The sequence below is a fragment of the Puerhibacterium puerhi genome (assembly GCF_009846865.1).
GTDB classification, from domain to species: Bacteria; Actinomycetota; Actinomycetes; order Actinomycetales; family Cellulomonadaceae; genus Puerhibacterium; species Puerhibacterium puerhi.
The window spans coordinates 49,876-65,618 of record NZ_WUWN01000006.1; the positions used below are offsets into that span (position 1 = coordinate 49,876).

Sequence of the window (15,743 nt, forward strand, 5' to 3'; positions counted from 1 at the left end):
GCCCAGCGGGCGCCTGGCGCCCCGCACCGACGGATCCGACGTCCGCGCTCCGATCGGGTGAAACCGTCCATCCATTTTCCTATAGGATCTTTGGGTACGGTCGGAAACTCGGACGGATGGCGACCATGTCGACGAAGACGGTCCCGCTCACGCGCAAGATCCTGCGGGACGACGTGCACGACGCCCTGCTCGAGATGCTCATGACGCAGCAGCTCACGCCGGGACAGTCGCTCAGCATCGACTCCCTGGCGCGCGAGCTCGGGGTGTCCCCGACCCCCGTGCGCGAGGCGCTGGTGGAGCTCGAGCACACCGGGCTGGTCGTCCGGGCCGCGCTGCGGGGGTACACCGTGACGGCGCCGCTCACCGCCGCCCAGATGGCCGAGCTCGTCGACGCCCGCGAGGTGATCGAGCTCGCCGCCGTCGAGCGCGCGGTCGGCGCCGACGGGCTCGTCGAGCGCCTGGAGGCGGCGCACGCGGAGCACCGGGCCGTGATCGAGCGCTACGGGCTGGACCGCGAAGCGCCGACCGGGGAGATGACCCAGCAGCACATCCTCGAGTACTTCCGCGCCGACTGGGCGTTCCACGAGGCGATCATCCGGCGGTGCGGCAACCGCTTCATCGAGCAGATGGCCTCGATCCTCGGGGTCAACGTCCACCGGATGCGCCAGAGCATGGACGTGGGCCTCACCGACTCCGCCGACGCGCTGCGCGAGCACGCGCAGGTCCTGGCCGCGTTCCGGGCCGACGACCGGGCGGGGGCGGTCGCGGCGATGGCGCGCCACCTCGAGGGTGTCTCGCGGCGCGCCCAGGCCGAGGCGCCGGCCGCGGGCTGACGCGCCGGCCGCGGCGGCCGCGGACCGACGCGCCGGCAACGCGTCGCGCGGGCCGGCCGCCGCCTCAGGGCTGCGTGTCGCCGTCGACGTACAGCCAGCGCCCGCCCGGGCCGGCGGGCTCACGCACGAACCGGCTGACCTCGTGCAGCCGGCCGCGCTCGCCGGAGGCGCCGTCGCGCCAGAACGCGGCGAACTCGACCTCGCCCTGGTCGTCGAACGGGCCGCCGCCGCGGGTGGCCAGCACGTCGAGGCGGCGCCAGGCGACGTCGTCGTCGAGGTCCACGGTGGCCGGCCGGGTGCGCGGGTGCCACGAGGCGAGCAGCCACGCGGCGTCGCCGACCGCGAACGCGCTGTAGCGGGAGCGCATCAGCGCCTCGGCTGTGGGGGCGAGGCGCTCGCCGCGGTGGATCGGGCCGCAGCAGGCGCCGTAGGTGTCGCCGGACAGGCAGGGGCAGCGGTCGGAGTCCGCGATGGTGAGGGCCACGGCCCCTAGTCTCGCGCGCCGCGCCGCGGCACCGTGATCGCCGAGACCCGGATCTTCGGGGTGACGCAGAGGCCGATACCCCCCGGGAATCCGAATCTCGGCGGTCAGTCGGTGGCCAGCGCGGCCGGCTCGGTGCCCAGGGTCGCGTCGACCTCGGGCGCGTGGTGCGGCAGCGGCGGGTTGACCCGCTCCTCGATCAGCGTGCTCACCAGCGCGAGCACCACCAGTCCGGCGCCGACGACCGGCACCGCCTGGACCCCGACGCTCGCCGTCAGCGCCGCGCCGAGGCCGGAGCCGCTGGCGATGCCGAGGTTGAACGTCGACGACGACATCGCCATGCCCATGTCCGTGGAGCCGGGGGAGACCAGCATGATCCGGTGGGACAGCGTGGGCGGGATGGTGGAGAACGCGAAGCCGAACAGCGCCAGGCACACCACTGCCCCGACCTTGTTCTCGCCGAAGGCGGACAGCATCAGCAGGGCGAGCGCGATGACCGTCAGGCCGGTGATGAGCACCTGGGTGGAGTGCCGGTCGAGGAACCGCGCCACGAGCAGCGCGCCCAGCACGCCGGCGCCGCCCTGCACCAGCAGGAGCCAGGAGATGTCGGCCTGCTGGTAGCCCGCGACGTCCTGCATGAGCTGGGTGACGAAGGTGATGAGGCCGAAGGAGCCGGTGACCACCAGCGCCGTGGTGACCAGCTGCGGCCAGAACCGCCGCCGGTTGGGGAACGGGGCGCGCGAGGCGCCGCCCTCCTCCGGGCGCACCATCGGGAACATCACGATGACGATCACGAAGATGACCGCCGAGAGCGCGGCCACGGCCCAGAAGGTGGTGCGCCACCCGGCCTGCTGGCCGAGCCACGTGCCGGCGGGCACGCCGATCACCGGCGCGAGCGAGTTGCCCACGGCGAGCCGCGCCATCACCCGGCCACGCACGCGGGGGCGGAACAGGCCGGTGGTCGCGGGGATCACGGCGACCCAGAACAGCGCCTGGGCCAGGGCGGTGATGAGGCGGGCGGCCATGATCTGCTCGTAGCTGGGCGCGAACGCGGCCCACAGGGTGGCCAGCGCGGCGACCCCCACGCAGGCCGAGAGCACCCACCGGCGCGGCACCCGCCTGGTCCACTGCGCCAGCGGCACGGACGCGACGAGCACGACGAACGCGTAGCCGGTGACCAGCAGGCCGATCTGGGACGTCGAGCGGCCCAGGTCGGGCGCCATGAGGGTCAACAGGCCGCTGGGCAGGCTCTCCACCAGCACGAACAGGAAGGTGGAGACCGCCATCGCCACGAGGATCACGGTGGCGCGCCGCTCGTCCACCACGGGCACGAACGGGCGCGGTGCGGTGGGCGTGCTCATGGGGGCCTCCGACGGCGGTGGGGACTGGTGGTGCGACGACGCGCGGGCGCGGTGCGGGCGGGGTCGTCCGCGTCGGGCGACGGATCGGTCGGCCGGGGCGACCGGCCCGCGATCCGCGGGCGATCGGTCGAAACGATTCTAGGGGGCGGCTGCGACGCACCGGCAAGCGGATTGCCGCGCCGCGGCCCAAGGAGCGGTCCGAGGTGCGAACGCCCGGATCGCGTTCTTACGGTCGACCCGACGCCGACGACACGAGGGAGTGTTCGCGATGACGACGAGGTCGACGCGTGCGGTGCGGGCAGTGACGGCGGGGGCGGCGTGCGCGGCGATGGCCGCGACGCTCGCGGTGGCGGCGCCCTCGGCGCTCGGGCTCGGGGCGGTCGCGGTGCCTGCCCACGGTCACGGCCGCCACCAGCCGGAGCTCGAGAGCCGGTCCGCGCCCGTGCTGCGGGTCGACGGCGCCCGGTTCCGCGACCTGGACCGCAACGGCCGCCTGACGCCGTACGAGGACTGGCGCCTCAGCCCCCAGGAGCGCGCGGCGGACCTGGTGGGGCGCCTCAGCCTGGAGGAGAAGGCCGGCCAGCTGATCCACGGCAGCCTCACCGGCTCGGGCACCTACGACCGCGCCGCGTTCGGGGCGCTGCTCGACCAGCACGTCACCACCTACATCTCGCGGCTGAGCGCCGGCGCGGCCGAGCTCGCCGCCGAGCACAACGACCTGCAGGCCGCCGCCGAGGGCCAGCCGTTCGGCATCCCGCTGATGATCAGCACCGACCCGCGCAACGGCTTCACGGTCACCGAGGGCCAGACCGTCTCCAACGGCGACTTCACCGCGTTCCCGGACGCGATCGGCGTCGGCGCGATCGACTCCCCGCGGCTGACCGAGCAGATGGGCGACGTGATCCGCCGCGAGTACCGCGCCGTCGGCATCCACGAGGCGCTGTCACCCCAGGCGGACATCGCGACCGAGCCGCGCTGGACGCGCATCAACGGCACCTTCGGCTCCACGGGCCGGCTCGCCGCGCGGCACGTCGCCGCGTACGTCGAGGGCCTGCAGGGCGACGACGACGGCGTGGCGCGCGACGGCGTCGTCACCGTGGTCAAGCACTTCGCGGGCTACGGCGCGCAGGTCAACGGCTACGACAGCCACTACTACTACGGTCGGTTCGCGGCGTTCCCGGGCGGCAACTTCGCCGAGCACCTGGTGCCGTTCGAGGCCGCGTTCCGCACGAACGCGGCCGGCGTCATGCCGACCTACTCGATCCTCAAGGACCTGCGGCTCGACGGGGAGCCGCTCGAGCAGGTGGGCGCCGGGCACAACGAGCAGCTGCTGCAGGGCATGCTGCGCGGCCGGTACGGGTTCGACGGCGTGATCACCAGCGACTGGGGCATCACCGGCGACTGCCCGCAGGCGTGCCAGGAGAACCGGCCGCCGGCGTCGTTCATCGGCCCGTGGGGCGTGGGCATGCCGTGGGGCGTGGAGGACCTGACCCGGGCGGAGCGGTTCGCCAGCACCATCAACGCCGGCGTCGACATCGTGGGCGGCGACGACCACCCGGAGTACATCGTCCAGGCGGTGAAGCAGGGGCTGCTCAGCGAGGACCGGGTGGATGACGCCGCGCGGCGCGTGCTGGCGCAGAAGTTCGAGCTCGGGCTGTTCGAGGACCCGTACGTGGACCCGGCCGCCGCCGACCGGGTCGTGGGCGCGGAGCCGCACCACCGCCTCGGCGAGGCGATGCAGGCGCGCTCGCTGACGCTGCTGCAGAACGACGACCGCACGCTGCCGGTGAAGGTGGGCCGGCACGGGCTGGCGGTGTACCTGTACGGCGTGGCGCCCGAGGCCGCGGAGGCGCTCGGCCTGCGGGTCGTGCAGGACCCGGCCGACGCCGACCTCGCCGTCGTGCGGCTGGCCGACCCGCGCGGCGGGGACGACCTCACCGGCCTCGACTTCACGGGTGACGAGCCGGACTACCAGGCGCTCGTCGCGGCGCACGAGGCGGGCACGACGACGGTGGCGTCGCCGCAGCTGTCGCGGCCGCTGATCCTCGGCAACGTGCTGGAGCACTCCGACGCCGTGCTCGCCAACTACGGGGTGTCCGACGACGTGCTGCTGCGCACGATCCTGGGCAAGGAGCGGCCGGGCGGGACGCTGCCGTTCGAGCTGCCGTCGAGCATGGCCGAGGTGGAGGAGCAGCTCGGGGACGTGCCGGACGACACCAGGAACCCGCTGTTCGAGCGCGGGTTCGGGCTGAGCTACTCGAGCGAGCGGCGGTAGACCAGCCTCCAGGGGCATGCGTCGATAAGCGACCTCCACCCCACGCGATGCCGAGTGGTATCAGCAACGCGGACGGCGACCGGACGTCGGCGTCAGGACGGGCACGCCAAAAGCCGTAACCCCTACGTGGGCGCGCGAGTCGTCGTTGGCAGTGCCATCAAGCCGACGCTTCAGTTGCGCTACTGCTTGCCCGTGAGTCAAGTCACACGTTGCCGGACCCGATCCTTATGGCACAGGCCGCGTTGTCGGTGCCCAGGCGTAGCCTGCAGGCACGTGTTGGGAATCGGGCCATGGGTGGAGCGCATACAATGAGCCGCATGCCGAACGATCGCTTTACAGCTCTATCGCTTTTCTCCGGGGCTGGTGGCCTAGATGTCGGCCTGGACCGCACCGGCAGGTTTGAATTGCTGGCGTGCGTAGAGATTGAGCAGCGATTTTGCGAAACGCTAGTGGAGAATCGCGACGCTGGCCGGTTCGGATCAGATCGGACGGCGATCATTCAAGCTGACATTTCTCAACTCGACCCCTACGCGTTAATGGACGAGCTTCACCTGAAGCCGGGCGATCTCGATCTTCTTGTAGGCGGACCACCATGCCAGAGCTGGAGCACAGCAGGTCGCCGAGGAACGATCCAGGATCCTCGTGGTCTCCTGATTTGGGACTATCTCAAGTTTGTCGAGGCGCTACAACCGAAGTACTTCCTCATGGAGAACGTCCGGGGGCTCTTGTCCGGTGCGTTGCGTCACCGACCGATTGCGTTGCGCCCTGACAAGGGCGGCCCTCCGCTGTCCGAGGAAGAGCAGCCTGGTTCGGCGGTGGCCGCCTGGATTGACGATCTAGGCAAGATTAACAACGGCGCATACCGCGTCGATGTGTACGAAGTAAATGCCGTCAACTATGGAGCGCCGCAACTCCGAGAGCGGGTTCTGTTTATTGGTAACCGTTTCGGTGATGTGGTCGACTTTCCGAAGCCTACGCATGGGCCTTCTGGAAGTGGCCTCAAACCCTATGCGACGCTCGGCGATGCAATCAAGGGCTTCACCGAAGAGAACCCGGTGCTCGTCGATTTCTCACCGCGGAAGAAGTACTATCTCTCGATGGTGCCGACGGGTGGGAACTGGCGGGCGCTACCAGAGTCCGAGGCGAAAGCGTCGATGGGCAAGGCGTTCTATGCTAAGGGCGGGCGATCTGGCTGGTGGCGCCGCCTATCGTGGGACTTGCCGTGCCCAACGGTTACAACACTTCCCAACCACTCAAGCACGAGCATGTGCCACCCAGAAGAGACGCGCGTCCTGTCCGTAGGGGAGTTTTCACGGGTTCAAGAGTTCCCCGATGGGTGGACTTTCTGCGGTGCCCCTGCCGAGCAGATGAAGCAGGTGGGAAACGCGGTTCCTGTGCGACTTGGTGTGGTTGCAGGCGAGGTGGTGGCGCAGCATTTGACTCGCGCGTTGTCGGGCGCTGTGGCGACGGGTTCCGAAGTGCCCCCGAGTCGCCGCGTTTACCTCCAGTCGCATGTGCGAACGCGGCAGTGGTGGAAGGACGGGAAGGCGGTTGTGCGAGCAGATGTAGCTGGAGCGTCGGCCCCCTAAGCGAATGGGGGGCAGGGCTGAGAAGAATTTCCGCTCTGCCCCCCCGCGCCTGGCTCAGAATGCCTTGCGGAAAATCATCTCCCACATATCGTCTTCGGTGCCCATAAGCTCAAATTCGTCCCGGAAGGATTGCGAGAGCTTCAGCCGCGCCTCGATGAAGTGTTCGAAGAATGTCTTTCCGCCGTGTGCGATGGCGAAGCGGCTCTGGGCTTCCCGGATTGCCCGGTAGACCTCCATGTGAGCATTGCGCACCCCGGTGACGAATTCCCAGAGATCTTTCCCAACGAGGACGTGAAAGTACTCGCCGGTCTCCCGGGCGACCAGGGCAGGCTTGTTATTGAGGCTATCGTGCTTTCCGTAAAAGATTCCTAGGATGATGTTGCAGCCCGTGGCCTTGTGGATATTCGGGAAGCGTTGGATCATTTCGTTCGCGTGGGACTGGTTCATGGTCCATGGGCCGGACTTCCACGTGGTTAGGTAACGTTCACCTTCAACGGTGATCTCAGCATCGATGGGGCTCCACTCAGACTTGAGCTGTCGCTTCTCGGGTGGCTCCTTTACGCCAAAAAGCTCGAAGATGTGCTTCTCCACGTACTTGCCGAAGGCGGTTGCGTCGCCGTGAAACATCTTGGCGTTCTGAGTGTATTCAGCGACTTCAAACGGAGAGTACAGGTTGTAGGCGGGCGCCATTGCGAGCATGAGGAACGGGTTGATGTTTACATCGCTCGATGAGACGTCGACAAGTTCCTGCATCTTCCTAAACCGGCGCTCGATAAGTTCGAGGGTCACATTGACCATGCCCTCGAACTTTTCATCAGGCATGTTGTCCGTAAGGACGTTTCGCGCGACGACGGTGCGCTCGACAAGCTCGACCTCTTCAGGTGAGGCGGGGGGTGCGGCGACTTCGGTGCTTTGGCTGTCGTCCAGGGGGTGGGAGGGCTGCTCGATGACTGTCTCACTCACATCGGGAATGCTCTCATGGGCGCGGTGCATCTAGGCTCGGCTCGGTGTACACGGCCATGCCGGTGCCCTCACGAGATGCTCTAGAGGACTATCGTTCTGCGGTTCCCTGGTGGGGTTGGCGGCGGCTTCCTGGTGGAATGCGTCGTGGCCACGCCTAGGGCCAGCGAGTCGAAGATCCCGAGCGGGATGCTCCACAGTCGGCAACGGCCTCCGGGCGGCTTGTGGAGTGCGCCGATCGGCCCCGTGTGTTCCACGTCGTCCTAACAGTGCAGGTGTAGCCGGCGGCGCGTCACTCGCGAGCTCCGGTCTGAAGGGGTGAGCGCGGTGCGGCGGCGCGAGCTGGCGCCGGGCCCGAGGATCCTGTCCACAACGCTCTATGTACGTCGCGGAGCTGGTCGGGCCATTCCTGATCGGCGGAGGGGCGCGAGGCAGAGCGCGCGTGTACGGCGCCATGCTTCAGATCCTTGAGATCTTCCCTGCTCGTCGGCCCCGCTCCGCGGTGGCGCGACATTAGTCCTGCGGGTCGACACCCTCTGGATGCTCACTGGAGGATCGTTGCGGAGGGTTCTGTCGCGTTGGAGTAATGCGCACGCGCACGTGTCTGAGGGGTAATAGGCGTCAGCGTGCAGGGCGAGTGCAGTCGTGCTCAGCGACGGACTGGGAGCGCCGACGACGTACTCGGGGCGGTGGCGGTGCGAAGGTGTCGGAGTGTCACTGAGTTAGGCTTTGCAGGGCGTCGCCCGGTCGCTACGGATCCGCACAGAGCAACCGCCCGGTGGGGATGACGGTGCCCGACACGTCGGCGCCCTACGCTATGGTTTCAACCAGGTCACGAGCGATCAGCGATACGCCCTCCGCGTGCTGGTCCGGCAACCGCGCCCCTCGCGCACGGTGCCCCAGGAGGAAGACCGGCCCGCCGGCAACCGCCGCGGGAAGCGCGAGGCAGCTTTCGCCCTCGACCCGTCCGGGCACGGCGAGGCTCCTCCAGACGTGGGAGGTACCCATGACTCGGTCCGCCGAGAACGACGCGCCCCGGGACGACACGCCCCGAAACGCGACGCACCGAGACGAGGCCCGCGACGCCGTGCTGCCCTGGTTGCACGTGGAACCGGAGCACCGGCACAGCTACCACCTCATGATGCTGCGCATGGAGGCCCGACGCCGGGCCGGCGAGGAGCTGCGCGAGGTCGACCTCGGGCGGTTGGGCTCGTGGCTGCGCAACCTCGAGGAGCTCAACGCCGTCGTGCTGTACGACCCGGAGACGCCGGACGGCTTCTACCTGGTGCCGCGGCTGGCGCAGGACGGCCAGGGGATCGCGCGCCGACCCGGTCCCGGGCGGCAGGACGACCGCCGGCGTAGTCTGCGCAACCCCGGCTCGGGCCGGCCCGGTCCCCGCTGGCCCGGTCCCCGCTGGCCCGGCCGTCCGCCCGCCGCGGAGTAACGCCGCGGAGTGACGGAACGGGTGGCCGGCGGCACGCAGAAATGCCCCGCCGCCCGCCCGCCCGCCGCGCACGCGGACGCCGTGCCACCCTGGACCCATGACGACCACCCGCTCGCACGCTTCCGCCGACATCGACGAGACCGACATTCAGACGGTGATCGCCCAGGTCGAGGCCGAGGAGCGCGACCTGGTGCTGCAGCGCTTCACGCACGACGACGCGTGGCGCCTCGGCTGCCTGCTGGTCGAGCTCGCGGCCGAGCGCAACCACGCCGTGACGATCGACGTGCGCAAGGGCACCCAGCAGGTGTTCCACGCCGCGCGCGAGGGCACCACGCCCGACAACGACACCTGGGTGGACCGCAAGGTCCGCACCGTCTACCGGTTCGGCACGTCGTCGTACCTCCAGGGCCTCAAGGCGCGCGCCAAGGGCCAGGACTTCAACCACAAGCACGGCCTGCCGTTCACCGAGTACGTGGCGCACGGCGGCGCGTTCCCGATCCGGGTCGACGGCGTGGGCATCGTCGGCGTCGTCACCGTCTCCGGCCTGGCGCAGCAGGACGACCACGCGCTCGTCGTCGAGGCCCTGCACGCCTACAAGGGATGACGACGGCGGTGGCGGGCGCGGGCGCGACCGGCCCCGACGAGACCGACCCCGACGAGCTCGGGCGGCTGCTCGCCCGCGTGCCGGAGGGCTGGACGCGGTTCGAGATCGCCGGCCGGCCGTGGGCGGTCAGCCGCGTGCCGCGCGGCGACGGCCGCACCGTGACGCTGGAGGCCGAGCAGCTCGGCGGCGCGGACGCCTTCGGCGCGAACGTCTGGCTGACGTCGTCGGGCCCGGTGCTGCGTCCGTGCGAGGTGCCCGCCGAGAAGGTGCTCGGCCTGCTGCGGTCGCTGCCCGAGCCGGACCCTGAGCCGCCCGCCCAGCCCGAGCCGGGGCGCGAGCGCGACGACCGGTGAGGCGACCGTCCTGGTTAGGGTGCCGCCGTGGCCGCTCGCGCGCTGATGGTCGACGTCGACGGCGTGGTGGTGCGCCGCTCTGGCGGCCGCACGTGGCACGCGGACCTGGAGGCCGACCTCGGCATCCGCCCCGAGGACCTGGACCGGGTGTTCTTCCGGGCGCACTTCGACGACGTCCTCGCCGGCCGGGCGGACCTGTTCGAGCGCCTGGACGACGCCCTCACGCAGCTGTCTGCCACGGTCCCGTCGAGGGAGCTCGTCGACTACTGGTTCGCGCGCGACGCGATGCTCGACACCCGGCTGCTCGACGACCTCGCCGCCGCGCGAGAGGCGGGCTACGACGCCCACCTCGCCACGGTCCAGGAGCACCATCGCGCGCGGTACCTGTGGCACACCCTGGGCCTGCGGCACCACTTCACGGCCATCCACTACGCCGCCGACCTGGGCCACCGCAAGACCGACCCGGCCTTCTACGCGGCGGTGGAGGGCAGGACCGGGCTGCGGCCCGCGCGGCACTGCCTCGTCGACGACTCCGAGGCGAACGTCGCGGCGGCGCGAGCCGCGGGGTGGGCGGCGTACCGGTGGGATGCGACGTCGGTGCTCGACGACGTCCTGGCAGCGTTCGACCGGACGGGCCACCGATGAGTTTCACGCCCGGCCCCCGTCCTCCCTGCTGACACAGCCTTTCCTGACGAGGCGCGCCCGACGACGGAGGACGACGATGCCCGAGCCCACCACCCGCACCCTCGAGGTCCCCGGTGCGGTCCTGACCTACGACGTGCGCGAGCCGGCGGCCCCCAGCACGGAGCGCACCCTGGTGCTGGTCGGGTCGCCGATGGCCGCGGCGGGGTTCACCACGCTGGCCGGCCACTTCGACGACCGACGCGTGGTCACCTACGACCCGCGCGGCGTCGAGCGCAGCACGCGCACCTCGGACGACCCGGTCACCCCGGAGACCCGTGCCGACGACCTGCACCGCCTGGTGGCGGAGGTGGGCGGTGGTCCGGTCGACGTCTTCGCCTCCAGCGGCGGCGCCGTCGACGCCCTCGCCTGGGTGGCCGCGCACCCGGACGACATCGCCACGCTGGTGGCGCACGAGCCGCCGCTGCCCGCGGTGCTGCCCGACCGCGAGGCGGCCGCCGCGGCCATGCGCCGCAACCACGAGATCTACATGGCGCAGGGGTTCGGCCACGGCATGGCGCACTTCATCGCGATCGTCAGCCACGAGGGCGAGTACACGCCCGAGGTCGTGGAGATGCCGGCGCCCGGCCCGGCGATGTTCGGCCTGCCCACCGAGGACGACGGCTCGCGGGACGACGGGCTCATGGGCGTCAACATGCGCACGTACCCCGAGTGGGAGCCCGACCTCCAGGCGGTGCGCGCCGCCCCGACGGTCGTGGTGCCGGCCTACGGCGAGGAGTCGCGGAACATCATGACCGGCCGCGCCACGATCGCCCTCGCCGAGCGGCTCGGGACCGAGCCGCTCGAGTTCCCCGGCGGCCACGACGGGTTCCTCGGCGGCGAGTACGGCCAGACGGGCCAGCCCGAGCCGTTCGCCAAGCGGCTGCGCGAGGTGCTGCAGGGCTGACCGCACGCGCACCGCCGGGCGCTGGGACACTGGGGCGGTGGGCGAGCAGAGCAGCGAGCGGGCACGCGATGACGACTGGGCGCAGCGACGCACCGAGGCGGCGCAGGTCAAGGCGGACCGGCTACGGGCCAAGCAGGACGCCGAGCACGCGCACGCCGAGGCCATGCTCGAGGCGTTCGTCGACGTCGCGCGCCGGGTGGGCCTGGAGCCGGAGCCGCTGCGGGTGCGCGGGTACGGCGGCCGCGGCGAGGCCCGCACGCCGCTGCGGGGCTGGTACCTGCGGGTCGACCGCACCGCGGCCGTCAGCACCGACGCGGAGTTCTACGTCCTGACGGCGCCGCTGTCCGTCGTCGACCGTCTGCGCGGCGTGCACCCCCGCCCGCAGCGGCCCCCGCTCGTGCTCGGCGCGGGCGGCAAGGACGGCGAGTCCATCGAGCTCGGCCAGGCCCTCGACCGGGTGCTGCCCGGCTGGCGCTCCGTGCCGCCCGCGGGGCTCTGAGAACCCGCCCGCCAAACCCCCTTGCGGTTGACGCAGCGTCAACTCCTACGGTGATCGGCATGGACTGGTCGATCCAAGAGGTCGCACGCCTCGCCGGCGTCACGAGCCGCACCCTGCGGCACTACGACGCCGTCGGGCTGCTGCCGCCCAGCCGCGTCGCGGCCGGCGGCACCCGCCGCTACGACCGCACGGCGATCGTGCGGCTGCAGCGCATCCTGCTGCTGCGCGAGCTCGGGCTCGGGCTCGACGCCGTGGGCCGCGTGCTCGCGGAGCAGACCGACGAGGCGCGCGCCCTGCGCGAGCACCTCGACGAGCTGCACCGCGAGCGGGACCGGATCGACCGCCAGATCACGTCCGTGCGCCGCACCCTCGCGGCGCTGCAGGACGGGCTGGACGACGGACCGGACGACGCAGACAAGGAGACGATCATGGCCGCCGACATGCTGGACGGGTTCGACCACACCCGGTACAAGGAGGAGGTCGAGCAGCGCTGGGGCCGCGAGGCGTACGCCAGCGGCGACGCCTGGTGGCGCGGGCTGGGCGCGGAGAGGCAGCAGGAGTTCCTGCGCGAGGTGAACGCGCTCAACGCCGACTGGCAGGCCGCCTGGCAGGACGGCGTGGACCCCGCGGAGGAGCGGGCGCAGGCGCTCGCCGAGCGCCACGCGCGCTGGCTCGCCGGCGTGCCGGGCACGCCGGGGCACGCGGAGGCCCGGCCGCCGGCCGACTACGTGCTCGGCCTGGCCGAGATGTACGTCGCCGACGAGCGGTTCGCCGCGAACTACGGCGGCACGGAGGGCGCGGCGTTCGTCCGCGACGCCCTGACCGCGTGGGTCGAGGCCCACCGCTGAGCCCGACGGCGGCCGCCACCGCGCTCCGTGGCGGCGGCCGCCGGCTCAGCCCTCCGGCGTGAAGCCCCGGGCGAGCCGCCACACGTTCTGGTCGCCGGTGCGCTCGAACGTGAACCGGTCCACCGTGCGCTGGATCAGCGCGAGCCCGCGCCCGCTGGTCGCGGTGTCGGCGGGCAGCCCGCGGTCCAGGTCGACGGGGGTGGCGGCGCCGTCGTCGATCACCTCCGCGTGCACCGCGCCGTCGTCGGCCGTGAGGTCGACGGCGACGTGGACGTGGTCGGCGGCCGGCACGGCGTGCTGCACCACGTTGGCGACGACCTCGACCAGGGCGATCTCGAAGAGCATGCGGTCGGTGTCGGGCACGTGGGGCGCCGAGGCCCACAGCTGGGCGACGCCCTCGTGGACGGCGTCGAGGAGCTCGCCGTCGGCCGGCCCCTCGAGCCGCACGGCGGCGGGCTCGTCAGCCGGCACGGAGGGCCTCCTCGACGCTGGCGCGGGGCTGGAGCACGCGGTCCATCGTCGTGAGCTCCAGCACCGTGGTCACCTGCGCGGTGGGCCGGGCGATGCGCAGGTCCCCGCCCGCGGTCCGGGTGGCGCGCAGGCCGCCCACCAGGGCGCCGAGGCCGGAGGAGTCCATGAACGTGGTGTCCGCGAGGTCCACGACCACCATCGGCCGGCCCCGTGAGACGGACCGGTCGACCAGCGCCTTGAGCTCGCCCGCCGACGTCATGGTCAGCCGCCCCTGCGGGGCGATGACCGTGGCGCCGTCCTCGACGTCCTCGACCCGGAACTCCATTCAGCTCTCCTCTCCGGCGCCCTGGTACCCGCGGTACCGCAGGGCGCTGACGATGACGCTCAGCACGACGAGGTCGTAGGCGACCCACAGCAGGTTGACGGTGGTGCCCACCCAGGGCGCCAGCCCCGTCCCGGCGCGCACGACGCCGACGACGGCGGCGACCACGAGCAGCGCCATCGCGGCCAGCTGCGGACGCACCAGCCGCCACGCGCCCCGGTTGCTGCCGCGCACCTTGGGGGTCACGGCGAAGCCCAGGGGACGGCCGAACCACACGTTTGCGGCGGCGGTGACGGTGGCGCGGATCCACACCGGGAACAGCGCCAGGCTGTACTGCTGGCCGCGCCACGTGCGCACGCCGTGCGCCGCGACGAGGAACAGCAGCTGGCTGGCGACCTGGAAGGGGACGAAGCGGGCGAAGAAGTCGACCGACCACGCGGTGACCGGCAGCACCCCGAAGCACAGGAAGATGATCGGCGCGGCGAGGTAGACCACGGCGGTGAAGCCCGACAGGTACGACCACATCGTCGCGAAGTACATGAGCCGCTGGCCGCCGCTCAGCCCGCGCAGCCGCAGCGGGTTCTGCCTGAGCATCACCTGCAGCGTGCCCTGCGCCCAGCGCAGCCGCTGCGTGATCATCGTGCCGAGGTCCTCCGGCGCGAGCCCCAGGGCGAGCCGCTCGTGGTGGTACACCGAGCGCCACCCCTGCGCGTGCAGGTGCATGGCGGTGGCCATGTCCTCCGTGACCGACACGGTGGCGACGGGCAGGATCGGCTGCGCCTCCGCCGAGCGGTCGACGTCGACGGCCCGCACCAGCGCCTGGACCGACTCGATGGCCCCGAGCGGCGTCCAGTCGCGCTCGGCCAGGCGGGCGAGCGCCTGCTCGTCGACGACGACGGCGCCCAGCTCGCTGTCGCGCTCCACGGGCAGCGCGGCGATGGCCCGCAGGTCCTCCTGCATCTGCGCGGCGTCCGCCGCCACCAGCGCGGCCGATGCCGCGTCGACCTGCCGCTGGAAGGCGTACGTGACCTCGGCGACCGGCTCCCCGGCGTGCAGCCGCGCCAGGGCGTCGCGCGCCCCGTGCTCGAGGGTCTCCAGGGCCCGCGCCTGCGCCGGGTCGACGGCGCCGCGCCGGGCCTTGCCGAGCATGCGGCGCGCGGCGCTGAGCGCGTCGCGCACCGAGCGCTCCGTCTCGCGCACGTACCCCACGATCCCCAGGCGCATCAGCGCCTCGCGCCGCAGCACCGCGTTGGACCCGCAGAAGAACGCCGCGTTCCAGCCGTCCTTGCCCTGCTGGATCGGCCCGTAGAACAGCGGCGCCTGGCTGCCGAGCGGGTCGGCGTCCGGGACGTTGGTGAAGTACTGGGGCGTCTGCACCAGCGCCACCTCGGGGTCCCGGAAGTACCCGAGCGTCCGGTCCAGGATGCTCGGGTCGGGCACCTGGTCGGCGTCCAGGACGAGCAGGAACTCCCCGTCCGTCCGGAACAGCGCGTTGTTGAGGTTGCCGGCCTTGGCGTGCCGGGGCCGGTCCTGCCAGTCGTCGGACCGCACGATGTAGCCGACCCCGGCCGCACGGACGGCCTCTGCCAGGGCAGGCCGGGCGCCGTCGTCGAGCACCCACGTGCGGTGCGGGAAGCGGATGTCGCGGGCGGCCACGGCGGTGCGCAGCACCAGGTCGACCGGCTCGTCGTAGGTGGTGATGAAGACGTCGACGGTCGCGTCCTCGGCCGGCGGGGGTGGCTCCGGCCGCCGCCGCGCGCGCCACATCGTGACGGCGAAGAGGCCGACGTCGACGAGGCTGTAGGTCTCGGCGATGACCAGCGGCACCGCGATCCACCAGGCGCTCCAGCTCACCGACTCGAGCCAGCGCCACACGACATAGTTGACGCCGAGCACCATGGTCAGCAGCGCGACGACGCGCAGCGCCAGCAGCCGTCCGTCACGACGTGGTGCGCTCGTCGCCGCGTGCCTGCGCGTGGCCCCCATGCCGTGAAGGTAGTGGTGGCCTCGCTGACCTGCCACAAGACGCGTCCTTCGGGCTGTGGGGTTCCCGCGCAGCCCCTAGGCTGCCGGTGCGGACGGGGAGCGGGGGTGCGGTGGCAGGGGGCGCAGAGC

The 15,743-nt window shown here is 71.7% G+C and carries 16 protein-coding genes and 1 riboswitch; of the genes, 10 read left to right on the forward strand and 6 right to left on the reverse strand.

What is annotated here, in order from left to right; genetic code table 11:
* Positions 1-125 precede the first annotated feature (125 nt).
* Positions 126-833 carry a GntR family transcriptional regulator gene (locus tag GSF02_RS05385; RefSeq protein ID WP_201308806.1) on the forward strand — a complete coding sequence of 236 codons (708 nt, stop codon included), beginning with the start codon at positions 126-128 and terminating at the stop codon, positions 831-833.
* A 64-nt stretch (positions 834-897) separates the two neighbouring features.
* On the opposite strand, the gene GSF02_RS05390 is transcribed toward GSF02_RS05385, so the two are convergent.
* A complete protein-coding gene (locus GSF02_RS05390; RefSeq protein WP_235915384.1) occupies positions 898-1,317 on the reverse strand; it encodes a YchJ family protein in 420 nt (139 codons plus the stop codon).
* A gap of 104 nt (positions 1,318-1,421) precedes the next feature.
* The gene (locus GSF02_RS05395; protein WP_159793539.1) at positions 1,422-2,675 is read right to left on the reverse strand and encodes an MFS transporter; all 1,254 of its coding nucleotides are present in this window, start codon (positions 2,673-2,675) and stop codon (positions 1,422-1,424) included.
* 268 nt (positions 2,676-2,943) lie between these two features.
* Here GSF02_RS05395 and GSF02_RS05400 point away from each other — a divergent pair, with 268 nt between their 5' ends.
* Positions 2,944-4,950, forward strand: coding sequence for a glycoside hydrolase family 3 protein (locus GSF02_RS05400; RefSeq protein ID WP_201308807.1), 2,007 nt, complete (start codon positions 2,944-2,946; stop codon positions 4,948-4,950).
* A gap of 317 nt (positions 4,951-5,267) precedes the next feature.
* Positions 5,268-6,539, forward strand: a complete 1,272-nt coding sequence (locus GSF02_RS05405; RefSeq protein WP_201308808.1) for a DNA cytosine methyltransferase — start codon at positions 5,268-5,270, stop codon at positions 6,537-6,539.
* A gap of 54 nt (positions 6,540-6,593) precedes the next feature.
* Here GSF02_RS05405 and GSF02_RS05410 read toward each other — a convergent pair whose 3' ends face one another.
* Positions 6,594-7,502, reverse strand: a complete 909-nt coding sequence (locus tag GSF02_RS05410; RefSeq protein ID WP_159793543.1) for a PmeII family type II restriction endonuclease — start codon at positions 7,500-7,502, stop codon at positions 6,594-6,596.
* 827 nt (positions 7,503-8,329) lie between these two features.
* Positions 8,330-8,446: riboswitch (SAM riboswitch) on the forward strand.
* 59 nt (positions 8,447-8,505) lie between these two features.
* Between GSF02_RS05410 and GSF02_RS05415 the strand changes: the two genes are divergently transcribed.
* The 7 genes from GSF02_RS05415 to GSF02_RS05445 all read left to right on the forward strand — a co-directional run bounded on the left by GSF02_RS05415 (position 8,506) and on the right by GSF02_RS05445 (position 12,835).
* Complete coding sequence (locus tag GSF02_RS05415) at positions 8,506-8,943, forward strand: hypothetical protein (RefSeq protein ID WP_159793545.1); 438 nt, start codon at positions 8,506-8,508, stop codon at positions 8,941-8,943.
* Between the two features lie 97 nt (positions 8,944-9,040).
* The gene (locus GSF02_RS05420) at positions 9,041-9,547 is read left to right on the forward strand and encodes a heme-degrading domain-containing protein (RefSeq protein ID WP_159793547.1); all 507 of its coding nucleotides are present in this window, start codon (positions 9,041-9,043) and stop codon (positions 9,545-9,547) included.
* A complete protein-coding gene (locus tag GSF02_RS18545; protein WP_201308809.1) occupies positions 9,544-9,900 on the forward strand; it encodes a hypothetical protein in 357 nt (118 codons plus the stop codon). The genes GSF02_RS05420 and GSF02_RS18545 overlap by 4 nt, the downstream gene beginning before the upstream one ends.
* A gap of 27 nt (positions 9,901-9,927) precedes the next feature.
* Entirely contained in the window at positions 9,928-10,545 is a 618-nt protein-coding gene (locus GSF02_RS18985; protein WP_159793549.1) for an HAD family hydrolase, read from the forward strand.
* 76 nt (positions 10,546-10,621) lie between these two features.
* A complete protein-coding gene (locus tag GSF02_RS05435; RefSeq protein ID WP_159793551.1) occupies positions 10,622-11,488 on the forward strand; it encodes an alpha/beta fold hydrolase in 867 nt (288 codons plus the stop codon).
* A 37-nt stretch (positions 11,489-11,525) separates the two neighbouring features.
* Positions 11,526-11,987, forward strand: a complete 462-nt coding sequence (locus GSF02_RS05440) for a hypothetical protein (protein WP_159793553.1) — start codon at positions 11,526-11,528, stop codon at positions 11,985-11,987.
* 59 nt (positions 11,988-12,046) lie between these two features.
* Entirely contained in the window at positions 12,047-12,835 is a 789-nt protein-coding gene (locus GSF02_RS05445; RefSeq protein WP_159793555.1) for a MerR family transcriptional regulator, read from the forward strand.
* A gap of 45 nt (positions 12,836-12,880) precedes the next feature.
* Here the strand turns inward: GSF02_RS05445 and GSF02_RS05450 are convergent, their stop codons facing one another.
* Genes GSF02_RS05450 through GSF02_RS05460 form a run of 3 tightly spaced genes read right to left on the reverse strand, consistent with a single transcriptional unit; the run spans position 12,881 to position 15,614 of the window.
* A complete protein-coding gene (locus GSF02_RS05450; RefSeq protein ID WP_159793556.1) occupies positions 12,881-13,306 on the reverse strand; it encodes an ATP-binding protein in 426 nt (141 codons plus the stop codon).
* A complete protein-coding gene (locus GSF02_RS05455; protein WP_159793558.1) occupies positions 13,296-13,631 on the reverse strand; it encodes an STAS domain-containing protein in 336 nt (111 codons plus the stop codon). Before GSF02_RS05455 ends, GSF02_RS05450 begins: the two co-directional genes overlap by 11 nt.
* Entirely contained in the window at positions 13,632-15,614 is a 1,983-nt protein-coding gene (locus GSF02_RS05460; RefSeq protein WP_159793560.1) for a glycosyltransferase family 2 protein, read from the reverse strand. It abuts the gene before it with no gap.
* Positions 15,615-15,743: the final 129 nt, after the last annotated feature.

What these genes read in the sequence shown, in the direction of transcription:
- GSF02_RS05385 (WP_201308806.1), top strand. Translation starts at nt 126, where the DNA reads ATGTCGACGAAGACGGTCCCGCTCACGCGCAAGATCCTGCGGGACGAC.
- GSF02_RS05395 (WP_159793539.1), bottom strand. Translation starts at nt 2,675, where the DNA reads ATGAGCACGCCCACCGCACCGCGCCCGTTCGTGCCCGTGGTGGACGAG.
- GSF02_RS05400 (WP_201308807.1), top strand. Translation starts at nt 2,944, where the DNA reads ATGACGACGAGGTCGACGCGTGCGGTGCGGGCAGTGACGGCGGGGGCG.
- GSF02_RS05405 (WP_201308808.1), top strand. Translation starts at nt 5,268, where the DNA reads ATGCCGAACGATCGCTTTACAGCTCTATCGCTTTTCTCCGGGGCTGGT.
- GSF02_RS05415 (WP_159793545.1), top strand. Translation starts at nt 8,506, where the DNA reads ATGACTCGGTCCGCCGAGAACGACGCGCCCCGGGACGACACGCCCCGA.
- GSF02_RS05420 (WP_159793547.1), top strand. Translation starts at nt 9,041, where the DNA reads ATGACGACCACCCGCTCGCACGCTTCCGCCGACATCGACGAGACCGAC.
- GSF02_RS18545 (WP_201308809.1), top strand. Translation starts at nt 9,544, where the DNA reads ATGACGACGGCGGTGGCGGGCGCGGGCGCGACCGGCCCCGACGAGACC.
- GSF02_RS05435 (WP_159793551.1), top strand. Translation starts at nt 10,622, where the DNA reads ATGCCCGAGCCCACCACCCGCACCCTCGAGGTCCCCGGTGCGGTCCTG.
- GSF02_RS05445 (WP_159793555.1), top strand. Translation starts at nt 12,047, where the DNA reads ATGGACTGGTCGATCCAAGAGGTCGCACGCCTCGCCGGCGTCACGAGC.
- GSF02_RS05455 (WP_159793558.1), bottom strand. Translation starts at nt 13,631, where the DNA reads ATGGAGTTCCGGGTCGAGGACGTCGAGGACGGCGCCACGGTCATCGCC.
- GSF02_RS05460 (WP_159793560.1), bottom strand. Translation starts at nt 15,614, where the DNA reads ATGGGGGCCACGCGCAGGCACGCGGCGACGAGCGCACCACGTCGTGAC.